Annotated in this window: 16 protein-coding genes; 7 read left to right on the top strand and 9 right to left on the bottom strand. The window is 45.6% G+C overall.

Going from position 1 to position 16,512, the window contains the following annotated elements; genetic code table 11:
- Window positions 1-13: 13 nt before the first annotated feature.
- A complete protein-coding gene (locus tag C2740_RS01945) occupies window positions 14-2,248 on the bottom strand; it encodes an NADP-dependent isocitrate dehydrogenase (RefSeq protein ID WP_215293747.1) in 2,235 nt (744 codons plus the stop codon).
- Window positions 2,249-2,509: 261 nt separating this feature from the next.
- A complete protein-coding gene (locus C2740_RS01940; protein WP_215293746.1) occupies window positions 2,510-3,526 on the bottom strand; it encodes a DUF6352 family protein in 1,017 nt (338 codons plus the stop codon).
- An 87-nt stretch (window positions 3,527-3,613) separates the two neighbouring features.
- Between C2740_RS01940 and C2740_RS01935 the strand changes: the two genes are divergently transcribed.
- On the top strand, window positions 3,614-3,961 hold the full coding sequence (locus C2740_RS01935; RefSeq protein ID WP_215293745.1) for an FKBP-type peptidyl-prolyl cis-trans isomerase: 348 nt from the start codon (window positions 3,614-3,616) through the stop codon (window positions 3,959-3,961).
- An 86-nt stretch (window positions 3,962-4,047) separates the two neighbouring features.
- Here the strand turns inward: C2740_RS01935 and C2740_RS01930 are convergent, their stop codons facing one another.
- The gene (locus tag C2740_RS01930; protein ID WP_215293744.1) at window positions 4,048-5,034 is read right to left on the bottom strand and encodes a transglycosylase SLT domain-containing protein; all 987 of its coding nucleotides are present in this window, start codon (window positions 5,032-5,034) and stop codon (window positions 4,048-4,050) included.
- Between the two features lie 506 nt (window positions 5,035-5,540).
- On the opposite strand from C2740_RS01930, the gene C2740_RS01925 reads away from it, so the two are divergent.
- Window positions 5,541-6,563: a DNA/RNA non-specific endonuclease gene (locus C2740_RS01925; protein ID WP_215293742.1), complete on the top strand. Its 1,023-nt coding sequence runs from the start codon at window positions 5,541-5,543 to the stop codon at window positions 6,561-6,563.
- Window positions 6,564-6,565: 2 nt separating this feature from the next.
- Here C2740_RS01925 and C2740_RS01920 read toward each other — a convergent pair whose 3' ends face one another.
- Window positions 6,566-6,796 carry a DUF3820 family protein gene (locus C2740_RS01920; RefSeq protein WP_215293741.1) on the bottom strand — a complete coding sequence of 77 codons (231 nt, stop codon included), beginning with the start codon at window positions 6,794-6,796 and terminating at the stop codon, window positions 6,566-6,568.
- A gap of 154 nt (window positions 6,797-6,950) precedes the next feature.
- Between C2740_RS01920 and C2740_RS01915 the strand changes: the two genes are divergently transcribed.
- The 5 genes from C2740_RS01915 to C2740_RS01895 are packed head-to-tail and all read left to right on the top strand — an operon-like array spanning window position 6,951 to window position 10,521.
- Window positions 6,951-7,865, top strand: a complete 915-nt coding sequence (locus C2740_RS01915) for a DUF6662 family protein (RefSeq protein WP_215293739.1) — start codon at window positions 6,951-6,953, stop codon at window positions 7,863-7,865.
- Between the two features lie 15 nt (window positions 7,866-7,880).
- Window positions 7,881-8,414 carry an FMN-binding protein gene (locus C2740_RS01910; protein WP_215293737.1) on the top strand — a complete coding sequence of 178 codons (534 nt, stop codon included), beginning with the start codon at window positions 7,881-7,883 and terminating at the stop codon, window positions 8,412-8,414.
- Window positions 8,411-9,232 carry an FAD:protein FMN transferase gene (locus C2740_RS01905; RefSeq protein ID WP_215293736.1) on the top strand — a complete coding sequence of 274 codons (822 nt, stop codon included), beginning with the start codon at window positions 8,411-8,413 and terminating at the stop codon, window positions 9,230-9,232. The genes C2740_RS01910 and C2740_RS01905 overlap by 4 nt, the downstream gene beginning before the upstream one ends.
- Complete coding sequence (locus C2740_RS01900) at window positions 9,229-9,648, top strand: hypothetical protein (RefSeq protein ID WP_215293731.1); 420 nt, start codon at window positions 9,229-9,231, stop codon at window positions 9,646-9,648. Before C2740_RS01905 ends, C2740_RS01900 begins: the two co-directional genes overlap by 4 nt.
- A 54-nt stretch (window positions 9,649-9,702) precedes the next feature.
- Window positions 9,703-10,521 carry a sulfite exporter TauE/SafE family protein gene (locus C2740_RS01895; RefSeq protein ID WP_215293730.1) on the top strand — a complete coding sequence of 273 codons (819 nt, stop codon included), beginning with the start codon at window positions 9,703-9,705 and terminating at the stop codon, window positions 10,519-10,521.
- Between the two features lie 49 nt (window positions 10,522-10,570).
- Here the strand turns inward: C2740_RS01895 and C2740_RS01890 are convergent, their stop codons facing one another.
- The 5 genes from C2740_RS01890 to C2740_RS01870 form a co-directional block, all read right to left on the bottom strand.
- The gene (locus C2740_RS01890) at window positions 10,571-11,299 is read right to left on the bottom strand and encodes an ABC transporter ATP-binding protein (RefSeq protein ID WP_215293729.1); all 729 of its coding nucleotides are present in this window, start codon (window positions 11,297-11,299) and stop codon (window positions 10,571-10,573) included.
- A 30-nt stretch (window positions 11,300-11,329) separates the two neighbouring features.
- The gene (locus C2740_RS01885; RefSeq protein WP_215294267.1) at window positions 11,330-13,258 is read right to left on the bottom strand and encodes an ATP-binding cassette domain-containing protein; all 1,929 of its coding nucleotides are present in this window, start codon (window positions 13,256-13,258) and stop codon (window positions 11,330-11,332) included.
- A gap of 2 nt (window positions 13,259-13,260) precedes the next feature.
- A complete protein-coding gene (locus C2740_RS01880) occupies window positions 13,261-14,139 on the bottom strand; it encodes a branched-chain amino acid ABC transporter permease (RefSeq protein WP_215293728.1) in 879 nt (292 codons plus the stop codon).
- Window positions 14,140-14,280: 141 nt separating this feature from the next.
- Window positions 14,281-15,465, bottom strand: a complete 1,185-nt coding sequence (locus tag C2740_RS01875; RefSeq protein WP_215293727.1) for an ABC transporter substrate-binding protein — start codon at window positions 15,463-15,465, stop codon at window positions 14,281-14,283.
- A gap of 156 nt (window positions 15,466-15,621) precedes the next feature.
- Window positions 15,622-16,509: an EamA family transporter gene (locus tag C2740_RS01870; protein WP_215294266.1), complete on the bottom strand. Its 888-nt coding sequence runs from the start codon at window positions 16,507-16,509 to the stop codon at window positions 15,622-15,624.
- Window positions 16,510-16,512 lie beyond the last annotated feature (3 nt).

Here is a 16,512-nt window from a genome sequence, read left to right as displayed (position 1 = left end):
GCTGATTTAGCCATTAAGCATGAGCCGCTTTCAGGGTTGCATTGAAAGTAGCGCTAGGGCGCATCACTGCCTCACACTTCTCCTGGTCAGCCATAAAGTAACCACCAATATCGGCTGGCTTGCCTTGAACTGCTTTGAACTCATTCACAATCTTCTGCTCATTTTCCTGCAAGGCAGAGGCCAAAGGCGCGAAATACGCTTGCAGCTCTTTATCTTCAGTCTGAGCTGCTAAAGCTTCCGCCCAATACATCGCCAAATAAAACTGGCTGCCGCGATTATCCAACTCGCCGGTACGCGGAGATGGTGACTTATTGTTATCCAACAATTTACCCGTTGCCTCATCCAGAGTGCGAGCCAAAATCTTCACCTTAGAATTCTTTGTCTTATCGCTAATGTCTTCTAGTGAGACTGCTAAAGCCAAGAACTCACCCAGTGAATCCCAGCGCAAGTGATTCTCTTCAACTAACTGTTGTACGTGCTTAGGAGCAGAACCACCAGCGCCCGTTTCAAAGAGGCCGCCACCTGCCATCAAGGGCACAATAGACAACATCTTCGCGCTGGTACCCAATTCCATAATAGGGAACAAGTCGGTGAGGTAATCACGCAAAATATTGCCCGTTACAGAGATGGTATCTTTGCCACGAATCACACGCTCTAAGGTGTAACGCATTGCACGAGTCTGGGACATGATCTGAATATCTACACCTTTGAGATCATAGTCTTTGAGGTAGGTATTGACCTTCTTAATCAACTCGGCTTCGTGTGGGCGGTACTCATCTAGCCAAAATACTGCTGGCGTATTAGAGAGGCGGGCACGGTTTACCGCCAATTTCACCCAATCCCGAATTGGGGCATCTTTCGCTTGGCACATACGCCAAATGTCACCCTCTTCCACATTCTGCTCGAGCAATACAGTGCCGTCGTCAGCAACAATCCGGGCTACGCCAGCTTCTGGAATCTCAAAAGTCTTGTCATGTGAGCCATACTCTTCGGCCTGTTGCGCCATCAAGCCGACGTTAGGTACTGTACCCATTGTGGTTGGATCAAAGTTACCGTGCGTCTTACAGAAATTAATGATTTCTTGATAGATCCGGGCAAAGGTACTTTCTGGAATCACTGCTTTAGTGTCATGCAAACGGCCATCAGCACCCCACATCTTGCCGCCAACGCGAATCATGGCAGGCATAGAAGCATCCACGATCACATCACTTGGGGAATGTAAGTTAGTGATACCTTTGGCAGAGTCCACCATTGCCAATGCAGGGCGGTGCTCATGGCAGGCATGTAAATCCTGAATGATTTCTTCGCGCTTAGATTCAGGCAAAGTCTTGATCTTATCGTAGAGACTACTCATCCCGTTATTGGCATTCACACCCAACTCTTCAAACAACTTGGCATGCTTAGCAAAAGCATCTTTATAGAAAATCTTCACAGCATGCCCAAAGACGATCGGATGAGAGATCTTCATCATGGTTGCCTTCACATGCAAGGACAACATCATGCCAGTCTTGTAAGCATCTTCAATTTCTTTTTCGTAGAATTCGCAAAGCGCTTTTTTGCTCATGTACATGCTGTCGATAATCTCGCCAGCCAACAAAGAGACTTTTGGCTTAAGAACAATTGTCTTGCCACTTTGGGTCACTAAATCCATCTTCACATCACAGGCTTTAGTCATCGTCATTGACTTTTCACCGGCATAGAAGTCGCCACCATGCATATGCGATACGTGGGTCCGGGAAGCCTGACTCCATTCACCCATAGAGTGAGGATGTTTACGAGCAAACTGTTTCACCGCATTGGGTGCGCGACGATCTGAGTTACCTTCGCGCAAGACCGGGTTTACTGCACTACCCAAACATTTGGAGTAGCGTGCACGAATCGCTTTTTCTTCATCATTCTTAGGATCATCTGGAAAATGAGGGATTTTGTAACCCTTAGCCTGCAATTCTTTAATTGCTGCCAGCAACTGAGGTACAGAAGCGCTGATATTAGGCAACTTAATAATATTGGTATCAGGCATCAAAGTCATCTTGCCAAGCTCGGCTAAGTTATCAGGTACTTTTTGCTCAGCTGTTAGGCAATCAGAAAACTCAGCCAAAATACGGGCAGCAACAGAAATGTCACTAGTCACGATCTCTACACCAGCAGGCGCTGTAAAAGTACGAATGATCGGCAGAAATGCACAAGTCGCCAAGAATGGCGCTTCATCTGTCAGCGTGTAAATAATCTTTGATTTCTCTGAAGCCATTAACGTTTCCTCAATATTGAAAAATTTACAGGGTCAGGTTTTAACCCGCCGGTCTCACAGCTGCATTTTGCAAGCCGCTTTTAGCGCACCCATTGCCAATGCAGAGAGTCTTTCATTTTAAATCATTGGGCTTGGCAAAATTGGCACATTTGTGATCTAAAGGCCTTGAGGATGCCCAATTTAAGGGAATCCACCAAGTACCCTCAGCCGATTATTTGTTAGATCCCACTGCCGATGAATCAGCACATCTATATATAAAGCTTAAGAGGCTTTTGCGAGTGGTAAATTAAACAAGAGATTTTGGGGTTTTAGCTTTAGCTCTTGCTGTGCATTCATGGCAATTGCCATGTAGACCGGCTTACCAGTCTGAGCTTTAGCTACTGCTGCCTCATCCATAAAGTCTAGACGGAATAGGCAAATCACCTTTTCTAACTCATCAGCCTCAACGGATTCCTTGTTATAAAGCTTATTCAACACCTCTGTCGCTGCTGCATCCAAGCCAACATGCCAAGACCACTTGGGATCACTAATTTGTTGCATGGGGGTAATACGCACCCTTGCGCCCAAGAAATGCTCTATCCATTTCTCTAAGACACGGCAAAAGTGGTTGATAGGCTCATGCCCAAAGTTCAGTTGTACCGCGAAATCAAAGTCCTCATTTCGCGCCCAGTACTCGGCAGCATTTTCTTCATACAAGACATCTAAGTCAGCTGACCTCATCGTCATCGATTTACCCTTGAGCAAATCCATGATGTTTCCGGTATCGCCGGCTTGGGCATTGCGAACAACGACTTCTTCATCCGCCCCCATCACAACCGCATCTTCAAGCACGGTAATCTTCTGAGTTCTAAAGAACAACTCACCCATTCGCGCCTCTAAGGGATGAGGCTGATCTCCCAATAGGTGTCTCACAAAGATCTGCGCTAGTTGGGCAACAAATAAGGGTGGCACATCAACGCCCTCACCCTTAAACAGGCTCATATAAAAACTTTCTAAAGAGCTTGCAGCCAATAGGCGCTTTCGGTAGCGCAGCCAAACTCGGTAGTTTTCCTGAATATCCTCATCCGTCATGGCAGCAATTTCAGGTTCAGCGATTTCGGCACGGGGGTTTTCAAGCAAACGCTGATGCAAGGATTGTTCAATCGCACAGGACTCTGGCACCAAGCTGAGCTCAGGCCTTTGCAAATATGTACGCAAAAAGTCGTCTGTGACCAATAGCTGTCGGTCTGGGCTAACTAAAAGGGTGTTGTATGCGGAATTGGGCCAGTAATTTATCATGTCATCGAGCCAAATTAGGCTCACCATCAGAATCTGTAAGGCTCAGAATATACTAGCCAATCAATTTTCGTGAAATAGGAAAACATCATGAGTGAACTCAAAAAAATCGATACCGTCGTAGGCGACGGCAAAGAAGCGGTGGCTGGTAATCACGTTGACGTGCATTACACCGGCTGGCTATATGACGAAAAAGCGGCTGACCATAAAGGTCAGAAGTTTGATAGCTCATTAGATCGCGGCCAATTGTTCAGCTTCCCATTGGGTGCTGGCCACGTGATTAAGGGCTGGGATGAAGGCGTTGCGGGCATGAAAATCGGTGGCAAACGCACTCTTATTATTCCCTCTGATATGGGCTACGGTCCTCGTGGTGCAGGCGGCGTTATTCCACCCAATGCAACCCTGGTATTCGAGGTAGAACTGCATGGGGTCAATTAATCCCCAGCAGACCTATTCACTAGGCAGGATGCAAAAGGCCACCCTAGGGTGGCCTTTATTTCTTCTATGATCCAGGCGCTACTCAATTAAGAACGCAAATCCTTGCCATTTAGCGTCAAGCGATTAGTAGAGCGGGTTTGACAAAGGCTGATGAGGCGATTTCTTTCAGCCATCACCTTATCCGTATAACCACCATCATCTTCTGCATTAGCAGCACCCACGTAAAACTTCAAGCCGTTGCGCAATGAACCAGCGGTGGCGATGAGATACTTCAATATATAAGCACCGACGCGAATATTTACTTCAGGCTTAACAGCCTGTGTGGTACCGCCATACAACGCGTATTTATCTTTATGCACTGAAGTCATTACCTGCATCAAGCCTTCAGCACCAGCCTCACTCCGGGTAGTTGGATTGAAGTTTGATTCAACTGAAATCACGGCCAATAAAAGCACTGGATCAATCTTGACTTCTTTTGCAACCAAAATTGTGTTTGAGACGTATTCTTCGATCTTAGCGCGATCTAGCTTGTATTTCTTCTCGAAGAAATCAGCAACGGCACGTTGATTTTGAATCGAGCCCATTAAATTGCTATCAAGCGCTTGCGGGTCAATCTTCGATGTTGGGATGCGATCAGCCAAATGAGAAATCGACTTCACTTGCACCTGCGCTACAGAAGGCATCAGCAATGCAACTGTCTGCTGCTTGGGACCGCCCAAGCCCGTTGAGATCGGGTTGGATTTGTTGTAGATCACCGCAGCAATTTCTGAATCGGCTGTCTGGGCAGCACTGTCATTTGAAGCCTTATATTGCTCCAGCATGCCAAAGCCATTACTCCAAACCATATTACGAGCCTCGTCCGGCACTAAGATGCGGGCCAAGTCAAAGGCACCAGCATTCGTACCGTTACCCGAAAGCCAAAGGCTGACAACCACAAATACAGCCATCACGAGCACGCCATTGATGACTCGGTAGACTGGAGCCATCGCCTGTGACAGCAAATCTTTTGCAGCCAGAATCGCTGGTTGCCGATCTTGCGTATCATCTAAATTGTAGGTAATCCATTTATTCATCTAATTTTTTGCGCACCCCGAAAATCTGCATCACAGATTTTTGTTGCACTGCAATATTTATAAAACATGGGTAATCCTAAGAAGGTTCTTATATCAAGTCAAGCATAAAGAAAGTCATTTCCATAACTTTCCAGTCTCGAAATACCGGATCTCTCACATGCGTCTTCTGTTATTGATAATTTATTCATTTAAATCAATCAGTTATACAAGTTAGGAAATACTAATTTCATACTGTAAAAAAATGGTCAAAATCAGACTTTTTTACGATTTCATCGAAAAAAATTACCTCAAAAACCATACATCTAGTGTTTTGTGTAACCCAAATTTCTACCGGTAGTAGCACTTCCATAATTGCTGCAAGGCATTATTTTTAAAGTATTTTCGGGTGAAATGAAGCGTTGACTTTCAAGCAAGCCACTTGGTGAGCTGAATTTCTGATTCGCTCTGCAGCTAGTTTGGATTAAAAAATGGGCAATGGCTTACGCCTCCCCCTACACTAAGATCCTATGAACATTCTTCGTCAGATTCTTGTCCTGGCATTAAGCCTATGCCTACTCAACCCCATTAGCGCCTTCGCCATATTCGAGGAATGCCAAGACCTTTTCCCGCAGCAGCAAGCCCCCAGCACCCAACAAACAGGACGAGATTTGTGCTTCGATAGCTATGCCATCTACTACTCGCCTATAGAGAAGAAGCCTATCTATACAGTCGAGAAGCTCAGTCGAGAACGCCTATCGACCCCTCACCCCAAAAGAAGCAATCGGTTTTATGAGGAAGCGAGGCTGCCATTTGCAGAGCGGGCCCTACTCTCAGACTACCGCGGAAGTGGGTATGACCGAGGCCACAACGCCCCAGCCGGGGATATGAGTAATGAAAGGTCAATGGCCCAGTCCTTTTCATTGGCAAACATGATGCCCCAGGCGAGACAAAATAATCAGGGTATTTGGGCTAAGAATGTAGAGGAGCCGACAAGGCTCTATGTCAAAAGAGCTGCTGGTGAGGTTTATGTGTTTACTGGATCCACTGGTAATAGCGGCAGTATTGGCAGCAGCCGAGTCACTATTCCTACCCATCTATTTAAATTGGTTTATGACCCCAGTAAAAATTTGGCATGGGCCTATTGGATTGAAAATACCAATGAAGCCAATATGACTCCGCCAATCTCTTACCAAGACTTGGTTAAAAAAACTGGCATTGATTTTCATTTGCCGCTGAATGCTATGGCCACCACCCCTAAAGCAACATCCTCAGAGCCCAAGGACGGCAGGATCATCGGTGGCTGGTATCCCATATTTTTTGATCATTACTCTCAGACTAAGCTTGATCAACTTATTCAAAACATCAAAGAAGGTCGGGTAGCCAGCATTCAGATTCAGTATGACCAAAATAGTGATCTAGCCAAGAAAATTGGAGGTCAGCTTGAAACTCAGACCTCATTCATTCCCACTCTTATTCAAAGTAGTCCTCCGAATACTGCAATAGTGACTTATGAGCGCAATCGGGTTATTGCAATCGTTCGCACAAAATAAAGTTAGCGCTCTTCTTGACCATGCGCTCTTTGGATGGGCGCCAAAAGTCCACGTAATCCATTGTGGTCAAGCGTGTGCATCAACTCTAGCAACTGGCCCAGCTCTCCCTTAGGAAATCCCTCGCGCGCAAACCAAGCCAAGTAATTTCCTGGCAGGTCTGCCAATGCACGCCCAGCATGTTTACCAAAGGGCATTTTTATTAAGACCAGTTTTTCGAGGGCTTCTGCATTCATGTGAGAGAAATCTTACAAGCAAAAACGAAAAGCCTCATAAATTCCACCATTTATTAGAAAGTGGTCATTTTTCTATTTGAGAATGATTCTCATTTGATGCTATATTGAGAACCATTCTTATTTATATTTTTTTAACCACCAACCTGATATGACTATGAAATTGACCATCAAAAGACTGATCGCCTTTAGTTTTATTCTTGCAACCGCCCTTCATTTCTCTTTTGCCCATGCAGGCGAAGGAGTGTTTGGTTGGATCTATACGCTTGATCTTCAACCTAAAGGCAAGTTGGAATTTGAACAACGCCTGCAGTTAAATCAACAGCAGGCAGCGGGCACATATGAAGCATGGACTGCTAGATCCGAATTGGAATATGGCCTTACGAATGATTTGCAAATTGCGGGCTATATCAATTCTTATTACACCAATGCCAATCAGAACTACACCAACCCTGAGGCATGCGGAGAAGAGCCCACTTGTACCGGTGGCTATGCGGTACCCTCCTCGCATGATCCTGCCACCCCATACCGAAAGAGCGGCATTGAAGGTGGCTCACTCGAAGCCATTTATCGACTCACCAATCCAGTGACATCTCCTGTTGGAGTTGGTTTCTATCTCGAACCTACCTGGGGCAGAAATAAAGATGAGCTTGAAGCAAGGCTTTTATTGCAATCCAATTTCATTGACGATCGCTTAGTGCTTGCTGGCAACGTCGTAGTGGCAAATGAACGCTTGAAATTTATTGAGAATGGCAATGTCCCTGAGTCTATGCTCGATTTTTTAGTGGGCGCTAGTTATCGCTTTGCTCCAAAATGGTCTGCAGGAGTAGAGGCTCGCTTTCACAACGATTATTCAGAATTAAATCTACGCAACCAAGTACAACGCGCCACCTTTGTTGGTCCCAACATGCACTATGCCGCTAAGGACTGGTGGGTAACTGGGGCCTGGCGCTATCAATTAGCAGGTGGCAACTGCATGGGTGGCGGTGAAGCTGAATGTTCGAACGCTCGTGTTTGGGATAGTCATACCATCAATGAATTCATTGTCAAAGTTGGCTTTCCACTGAACTAAGGAGCAAGAAATTAAATGAACTGGAAACCTAATCCCTTTGCGATTGTTGGGCTGGCAATGGTGAGTTCACCCATCATTGCTCACGCAAAAATATATGCCACTACCGAGCAAGCACAGAAAATTCTCTTTCCTAATAAGCAGCTCACAAGAGCACCCATCATCATTACTGACGATTTACAAGAAAAAATGCGGGCGGCATCTAGCATTCGTCACCCTTTTCAAGGAGACCGCATCTGGAAGACTACCGATGGCGGCTGGCTTGTCATCGATGAGGTAGTCGGCAAACACGAAATGATTACCTATGCTGTCGGGATTGCACCCAATGGCAGCATTTTAGGTATTGAGATTTTGGAATATGTCGAGTCTTATGGCTATGAAGTAGAAGAAGCGCAGTGGCGTAAACAGTTTGTTGGCAAGACTGCAAAGGACCCCATCAAACTGAATCAAGATATTCAGAACATTGGTGGCGCCACACTTTCTTGCAAGCACATTACTGATGGCGTGAAGAGAGTGGCAGTCTTACATGATTTAGCACTTAAAACAAAATGACGACGCGCTGCAAAGCTCTTCTGGGAACATTTATTGAAATCTCAATTGATCAAGATGATGAACAGGCGATAGGTAGTGCATTTAGTACAGTAAAACAGGTTCAGAATCTAATGAGCTTTCACAACCCTTTAAGTGAGCTCACTCAAATGAATCGATGGGCGCATCTAGTGGCTATGGAAGTTCATCCCTGGACTGCGCAAATCCTCCAAATTGCCATCAATGTTTATGAGCAATCGAATGGTTTATTTAATTGCGGCATTGGCAATCGACTAGTGGCTGCTGGATTATTACCCATTCATATTGACCTATCTCAATATGAGTTTGGTGGCATTCAAGACATCCAATTTATAGAGCCACAGGTCATCACCTCCACTAAACCCATCTGCTTAGACCTTGGCGGAATTGCTAAAGGCTTCGCGGTGGATAAAGCGGTGGAAAGCTTAATGGTCAGCGGAGTCCAATCTGGCTGCGTAAATGCGGGAGGCGATCTTCGAGTATTTGGCGATAACCCCCGATCAGTCCAAATTCGGAATCCAAATAAACCCAGACAATTAATTGATATCGGCTCATTACAAAACGGGGCTATCGCGACAAGTGGCTTGTACTTTGCCAATAGAGATCAGCATCTCAGTCACATCATTAATCCTTTGGCGCAAGATGCCTCTGAAGCGCATGTGAATGTCCCGGACTCTTATTCCATTCTGGCCCATGAATGCGTCTACGCAGATGCTCTTACTAAGGTACTTGCGCTCTCAGGCAGGCATGATCACCCATGCTTTCGCCACTTCTCAGCACAAGCCATTCGGATTGCTGCATGAGCCGTTTGGGAAAAATGCCTAGCTGGCAAAGATTATTTGTACTTAGCGGCATGCTTGCTTGCTCCATTAGCGGGAGCTTGTATCTGCTTGGCCATGAGTTTCATATTCAACGAACAACCTTGGGAACTCATTCTATTTTGGCTGCTCACGGAGTTGCAGCAATCTTGGCCACTTTAGCCCTAGGGTCAGTACTACCCTTTCATTTAAAAGCAGGTATTAAATCCAAAAAGAAATGGATTAGCGGGTTTAGCCAACTGAGCTTTCTAGCGATCTTATTAATTTCAGGAGTCCTACTGTATTACGGTCCAGAAGAAATTCGAGATCGTGTTGTGAGCACTCATTGGATGGTTGGACTGATATTCTTTGCAATCTTTTTATTACACGGACTAAGAAAAATACAATATTCGAGCCCATGAGCTAGCCGAGGGGTACACTGACTGAATTCGGTACTTGCCCCATAAAATGGCTCCATGGACTACTCAATATTAATCAGCCCCTCCTTGGGGATTCTTGTTGGAATCCTCATGGGCTTAACTGGTGCCGGTGGCGGAATTCTATCTGTCCCCCTGTTAATTTTTGTGATGCACTTTAGTGTGGCCGAGGCAGCACCTATTTCACTCTTGGCGATTGCAATCGCCTCTTCAGTCGGAGCTATCTTAGGCTTAAAGAATAAAATTCTGCGCTACAAAGCATCTGGCTTTATGGCAATTTTTGGTTTGTTACTTTCACCCGTTGGACTCTGGCTAGCTCAACGAATCCCCAATGCACCGTTATTAATTCTCTTTAGCTGCACTCTGTTTTATGTCTCAATCACTCTGTTTATTCGAGCCGGAAGAGAAATCCTTGGAATGCCGTCAGTCGAAAGAAAGCCGCCGCCTTGCCTCATCAATCCAGATAAAGGCAAGTTAGACTGGAATATCCCCTGCGCAAGAGCATTGATGTTTTCAGGGGGCTTAGCAGGCTTTTTATCTGGGCTTCTAGGGGTTGGTGGTGGCTTTGTGATTGTGCCCTTTCTAAAGCGCTATACCGATCTATCCGCACAGTCGATCGTGGCAACTTCTCTAGGAGTACTTGCAATAATTGCTAGTGGGAGCGCCCTATTCTCAATTGCCTCAGGCAATATGAATGTATTGGTTGCTGCACCTTACTCTCTGGGAGCCTTAGTTGGCCTGCTTATTGGTAGGGAGTTTGGCAAGAAGCTCAGTGGGCCCAGATTGCAGCAGATTTTCTCTGTACTCGTATTTGTCGTCGCTATTGGCCTGATTATCAAAGGTCTGAGCACCATATGAAAAAAGCCCTTACTGCTAAGGGCTTTTTCTTTTGCGGCAAGCTTGATAGTTAGTGCCCACCAGCACCGCCCAAGTAAGCAGCCTTCACGGCTGGATCATCTTTAAGTTTTGCAGCTGGTCCATGAGTAGCAATCTTGCCGTTCTCAAGCACGTAGCCATAGTCAGCGACATTCAAAGCTGCGGCTGCGAACTGCTCCACCAATAACATCGTGACGCCCTGTGACTTGAGATTGGAAATAATCTTAAAGACTTCTTCAACCAAGATCGGCGCCAAGCCCATTGATGGCTCATCTAAAAGAATGATTTCTGGATTTAACATCACTGCACGAGCCATTGCCAACATTTGCTGTTCGCCACCAGATAAAGTACCCGCTAATTGATTGCGGCGCTCTTTAAGGCGCGGGAACATTTCTAAAGACTTTTCAAGATCGCTCTTGATATCGCCCTTAGGGCGGCTACCCGTAAAACGAGGGAATGCGCCAAGCAATAAATTGTCAGTCACAGACATAGTCGTAAAAACGCGACGACCTTCGGGGCTGTGGGCCAAGCCAAGGCGGGCGATCTTATGAGAATCGTAGCCATCAATTTTTTCACCACCAAGCGTCACTTCACCAGCAGTTGGCTTAATCATGCCAGTGATAGCGCGCATCGTGGTCGTTTTACCTGCACCGTTAGAGCCAATCAAGGTGATCACTTGCCCTTTAGGAACATCAATATTGATGCCATGAAGGACTTTAACTTTGCCGTAACCGGCTTCAAGATTTTTAATAGATAACATGGTATTTACCGATTCAATATGTTCTAGTGATTAAGTACCCAAGTAGGCATGAATCACCTTCTCGTCTGCCTGAACTTCAGCCGGCTTACCTTCTGCAATCTTCTGACCAAAGTCCAATACAGAGACGGTATCGCAAACTGACATCACCACGTCCATGTGATGCTCAATGAGAATGAAGGTAATGCCACTATCGCGGATCTTACGAATAATGCGCAAGAGTTCTTTAATATCAGGAGCTGTTAAACCCGCTGCCGGCTCATCCAACAACAGCAACTCAGGGTCCAGCGCCAAGGCACGGGCGATTTCCAGGAGACGCTGCTTACCGTATGGCAAGTTACGCGCCTCTTCATTTGCTAAGTCATCCAAGCCAACAAATTTGAGAAGCGCCAATGCACGAGCATGTGCCTCAGCCTCTTCCTTTTTGTAGCGTGGCAGATGCAAGGCAATCTCAACCATATTGGATTTAAAGGTGTGATGCAAACCAACCAAAATATTCTGGATGGCAGTCATCTCACCAAAGAGTTGCACGTTTTGGAATGTTCGCGCAATGCCTGACAAGGCAATGTCGGATGAAGTCTTGCCAACTACGCTCTCACCAGCATATAAAACATTACCAGCGGTAGGCACATAAATACCGGTTAACACGTTCATCATGGTGCTCTTACCGGAACCATTAGGACCAATCAAGCCATGAATGGTGCCACGCTTGATGCTCAGATCAACATTGTTCAACGCTTTTAAGCCACCAAACTGCATCAATACAGAGTCAACTTTCAACAGCTCAGTACCAGCATTTTGGTTGGCAACAGTGCTAATAAAGCTAATCGAGTCATCCACTACTTCAGCTTCTTCACCGCGAGTGGTTTTTGCTTTGCCAGCTATCGATTGATAAAAGCTCTTAGCAAATCCAACGATACCGTTTTGCAAGTAGTACACCACTAGCAAAATCATGAAGCCAAAAATACTCAAGCGCCAGTCAGAAATACTATCAAGCCAGAATGAGAAGGCCGCTAAGCCCACTACACCAGCAACAGGAATAGCTACACGTTTTGGAGTAGTTACTTGCTTGGACAAAGCCAAGCCTGCACCCACCACCACTACGATGGCAATCAATGAAGCTACGATACGGAATAAATGAATATCGTCCAATAGTTTTGGCAACAACACAATAATTGCTGCACCAATCACAGCACCCAAGCGCGACTTGCGTCCACCCATAATGATGCCGAGCAAAAATAGAACCGCTAATTCGTTGTTATACGTGTTTGGTGAAATGTATTGCTCTGAATAAGCGTATAAGGCACCAGCTAAACCAGCAAAGCCTGCACTAATGACAAATGCGATCACCTTAAAGCGATACACAGAAACACCCATACAGTCACAAGCCACCGGGCTATCACGCAAAGCCTCAAAAGCACGACCCATTTGGGATTTAACAAAGCGGTCTACAACAATCAGGGCAAGGATAGTTATTGCAGAAACTAACCAGAAATACTCAGCCTTAGTCATTGGCACACCCATGAGTTCTGGGCGAGTTAACTTAATTCCCAATGGGCCTTCAGTTAACCAAGTCATTTCATTAATCAGAATCTGTGCAATGGTTCCAAACGCCAAGGTCACCATCGCCAAATATGGTCCGATCACTTTTAAAGCCGGCAAGGCCAAAATGCCGCCGAAAATTGCTGTCACCACAATAGCAGCTGGAATCGTTACCCAAATTGGCAAGCCGAGGTGGAAAAATAAAATACCTGCGGTGTAAGAGCCAATACCAAATAAAGCAGCATGACCCAAAGATACCTGTCCTACATAGCCAACTACGATATCCAAACCAAACAACAAGATGGTGTAGATCAGAATTGTTTCAGCTAAGTGAATGTAATAAGGGTTATGAATAAATAGGGGTAAACAAAATAACCCTAGGATTGCAATTAATAGAGGTAATAGAGACTTCAATTTCATCATTAAACTTTCTTAATTGCAGATTTGCCGAAGAGACCAGATGGCTTGTATGCCAATACCAGCAATAACAAGATCAGACCGGGGACATCTTTATATCCTGTAGAGATATAGAAACCCGTTGCTGTTTCTACGATGCCAAGGATCAAGCCGCCAACAATAATTCCGAGACCGCTCGATAAGCCGCCAATAATGGCCACCGCGAAAGCCTTCAAGCCTAAAGCGCCGCCCATCGTTGCGCCAGTTAATGTGAGAGGCGCAATCAATACACCAGCAAATGCAGCAGTCAATGATGACAAAGCATAAGAGAAGGTAATGACTACGCTGGTATTGATGCCCATTAAGCCAGCCGCGTCGCGATCGTTTGCAGTCGCTACAACTGCTTTACCGTAAATAGTTTTACGGTTAAAGAACTCCACTAACAACATCATGACAAGTGCGCCAACGACCACCAAGATTTCCATTGGCAGAATATTGGCACCTAAGAAGCTCATTGGCTCCATCGGCAAAGGGGATGGGAATGGTAATGCATCACGACCCCAGATATTTTCGGCAACGTTCTTAAAAATAATTCCAAGAGCGATAGTGGACATAATCCAACCAAACTCAGATTTGATTTTGATTGCTGGTCGCACACCGATGAGCTCAACGAAGCTACCTTGGATCATGCCAAAAATACAGACCACTGGAATCATCATCCAGTAGTTCATACCAAAGGTATCTACGCAGGTCAATCCGACGAGAGCGCCTAACATGAGGGCCTCGCCCTGACCAAAGTTTAGAGTGCCAGAAGTGGCAAAAGTAAGCTGAAATCCAAAGGCGATAACAGCATAGATCATCCCCACTGCTATACCGCTCGAGAGGATTTGTGCAAGCATTTCCATTGTGTTGACCTAAATATACTTAAAACTGTTTAATTGACGAATCCGCCATTGTAAGCAAAACGCCGCTTTGGGGGCGGCGTTTTGGGGATACCAATGTTGCAGTGCGGGATAATTCTAGAGCCCGCCCACCATTGAGGTAAATTACTTCTTCTTCGGAGTTGCATCCTCAGCATTCAAGAACTGAACACGGCCACCCTCAACCACACCCATGACAACGTCTTTTGCTTTAACTGCCTCATGGTCAGTTGCTGTGTATGGCTTGTTATAAGTCATTACAACGCCATCTACTGGAGTTTTGAGGTCTTGCAATGCAGCCAAAATCTTTGGGCCATCAGTGCTATTTGCTTGCTTGAGCGCCGCAGCCAATAGGTACACAGAATCGTAGCCTTGGGCAGCAGAAACCGGAGAAGCGATATTGTTATTTTTTGGCTTGAACTCTTTTAGGTAAGCTTCTTGGAAAGCCTTGCGCTTAGCAGTTGTAGATGGAGATTGAATATAAGTTTCAGGCATTGTTGCGCCATCACCGTTCTTACCGGCGGTATCAATAAAGCTAGCCATAGACAATGTCCAGCTACCGATCATTGGCTTCTTCCAACCCAATTTACCCATGCCGTTAGCAATCTGCGCCAACTCTGGTCCGATGGCATAAGTCAAAATTACTTCAGCACCAGCATTCTTTGCTTTAAGTAATTGTGAAGTCATATCAACGTCGCCGAGATTGAACTTCTCAACCGCTACAGGGGTTACGCCATAAGACTTCAGAGCCTTTTCCAAGTCTTCGCGACCCAATTGACCGTAGTTTGTTGAGTCAGCCAAAATAGCCACTTTTTTCAAACCACGTTTTTCAACTGCCTCTTTAGCAATCATCGGGGCTTGAATATTGTCAGCAGCAGCGGTACGGAAAACATAGTTTTCTGCTGCATTTGGGAATTGATGAGTAATCAATGAACCGGTAGCAACGTTATTAATGACTGGAATCTTAGCTTCTTGATAGAAACGCTGTGAAGCCAATGCAACACCAGTGTTGATGTAACCGAGAGTAGCAACGACTTTCTCATTATTAATAAATTCTTGCGCAATTTGTACGCCGCGCTCGTTTTTAGCTTCATCATCACGCTCAATCAATACGAGCTTATTGCCATTAACACCGCCAGCAGCATTAATTTCTTTTGCAGCAAGACGAACGCCATCACGCATGCTGACACCCATTGAGGATGAGCCACCTGTGAATGGGCCAATAACGCCCACTTTAATATCGGCAGCGTAAGCACCGGTTGTAAGCATTGCAGCGGCAGCTACTGCAAAAATATGACGACGAATATTCATAAAGTCTCCATGACTAAAAATTACTAATGAAATAAATACTTTTTATAGGCACTACAGATAACGAAGCGTAATCTTACTATGATTGCAGTAGCAAAAAACACGCTCTCCTTAGGGTTTACATTAGCCCCTAGGCTAGCTTGTGAGACTAAAAAATGCTTATCCGCTTCCCTTTCTGAGCCACTTTTCTAGACTTGGCCAGAATAGGTTGACGATTAGACCAGCAATCACGAGGCCTGCTGCCAGAATTTTCCACAAAGGTAAAGACTCACTCAAGAAATAAGCCGAGGCCCCCATGCCAAAGATTGGGACTAATAATGGTGCAGGCGCTACAGCCGCAGCGGGATGCTTAGATAGCAACCAGGCCCAGGCGGCATAACCAAATAGTGTATTGCCCCAAGATTGCCAAAGCACTCCTGCCCACGCACCGAGAGGGGCGGAACTAAGAGAAGCGCTGATATGCTCCCAGCCGCCCTCAAAAATCCAAGAAATTAGAAAGAGGGGTGGAAGTGAAAATACACTTGCCCAAACAACGTATGACAACATATTGATTGAGCCAGCGCGCCGGCTAACAGTATTCGCCACACCCCATGACAGACCTGCAAAGACTACTAAAGCCAACCCCAAAAATGAGGTGTTTGCATCGGTATGGAGCGCAATGATTGCTAGACCAGTCATCGCTACTGAAACCGCAACCACTTGGTAAAGTCTTAAGCGCTCTTTAGCAAAGAACATTGCAAAGCCAATTGTGAAGAAAACTTGCGTCTGAATGACTAAGGAAGCCAAACCCGGAGAGATGCGGCCATCAATAGCGAAATACAAAATACCGAATTGCCCAACTCCAATTGCTACACCATAGGTGCAAAGATTGCTCCAGGGGACTTTAGGTCTTGGGATGAAAAATACCAAAGGTAAAAATGCAAAGGTGTAACGAAGTGCTGCAAATAAAAATGGTGGAAACGAAGCCAAACAAAGCTTGATCACCACAAAGTTGGTGCCCCACACCGCCACAATCGCTAAGGCTAGCAGAAGATGACTTGCAGGCAGTTG

The organism is Polynucleobacter sp. MG-5-Ahmo-C2 (assembly GCF_018687735.1).
Taxonomy (GTDB): Bacteria; Pseudomonadota; Gammaproteobacteria; order Burkholderiales; family Burkholderiaceae; genus Polynucleobacter.
The sequence above is the reverse complement of the archived record's forward strand: the minus strand, read 5'-3'. Positions and strand labels throughout refer to the sequence as shown.

Bases quoted from the DNA above. Each gene is read 5' to 3' on its own strand.
- C2740_RS01945 (WP_215293747.1), bottom strand. From the start codon at position 2,248: ATGGCTTCAGAGAAATCAAAGATTATTTACACGCTGACAGATGAAGCG.
- C2740_RS01940 (WP_215293746.1), bottom strand. From the start codon at position 3,526: ATGATAAATTACTGGCCCAATTCCGCATACAACACCCTTTTAGTTAGC.
- C2740_RS01935 (WP_215293745.1), top strand. From the start codon at position 3,614: ATGAGTGAACTCAAAAAAATCGATACCGTCGTAGGCGACGGCAAAGAA.
- C2740_RS01930 (WP_215293744.1), bottom strand. From the start codon at position 5,034: ATGAATAAATGGATTACCTACAATTTAGATGATACGCAAGATCGGCAA.
- C2740_RS01925 (WP_215293742.1), top strand. From the start codon at position 5,541: ATGAACATTCTTCGTCAGATTCTTGTCCTGGCATTAAGCCTATGCCTA.
- C2740_RS01920 (WP_215293741.1), bottom strand. From the start codon at position 6,796: ATGAATGCAGAAGCCCTCGAAAAACTGGTCTTAATAAAAATGCCCTTT.
- C2740_RS01915 (WP_215293739.1), top strand. From the start codon at position 6,951: ATGAAATTGACCATCAAAAGACTGATCGCCTTTAGTTTTATTCTTGCA.
- C2740_RS01910 (WP_215293737.1), top strand. From the start codon at position 7,881: ATGAACTGGAAACCTAATCCCTTTGCGATTGTTGGGCTGGCAATGGTG.
- C2740_RS01905 (WP_215293736.1), top strand. From the start codon at position 8,411: ATGACGACGCGCTGCAAAGCTCTTCTGGGAACATTTATTGAAATCTCA.
- C2740_RS01900 (WP_215293731.1), top strand. From the start codon at position 9,229: ATGAGCCGTTTGGGAAAAATGCCTAGCTGGCAAAGATTATTTGTACTT.
- C2740_RS01895 (WP_215293730.1), top strand. From the start codon at position 9,703: ATGGACTACTCAATATTAATCAGCCCCTCCTTGGGGATTCTTGTTGGA.
- C2740_RS01890 (WP_215293729.1), bottom strand. From the start codon at position 11,299: ATGTTATCTATTAAAAATCTTGAAGCCGGTTACGGCAAAGTTAAAGTC.
- C2740_RS01885 (WP_215294267.1), bottom strand. From the start codon at position 13,258: ATGAAATTGAAGTCTCTATTACCTCTATTAATTGCAATCCTAGGGTTA.
- C2740_RS01880 (WP_215293728.1), bottom strand. From the start codon at position 14,139: ATGGAAATGCTTGCACAAATCCTCTCGAGCGGTATAGCAGTGGGGATG.
- C2740_RS01875 (WP_215293727.1), bottom strand. From the start codon at position 15,465: ATGAATATTCGTCGTCATATTTTTGCAGTAGCTGCCGCTGCAATGCTT.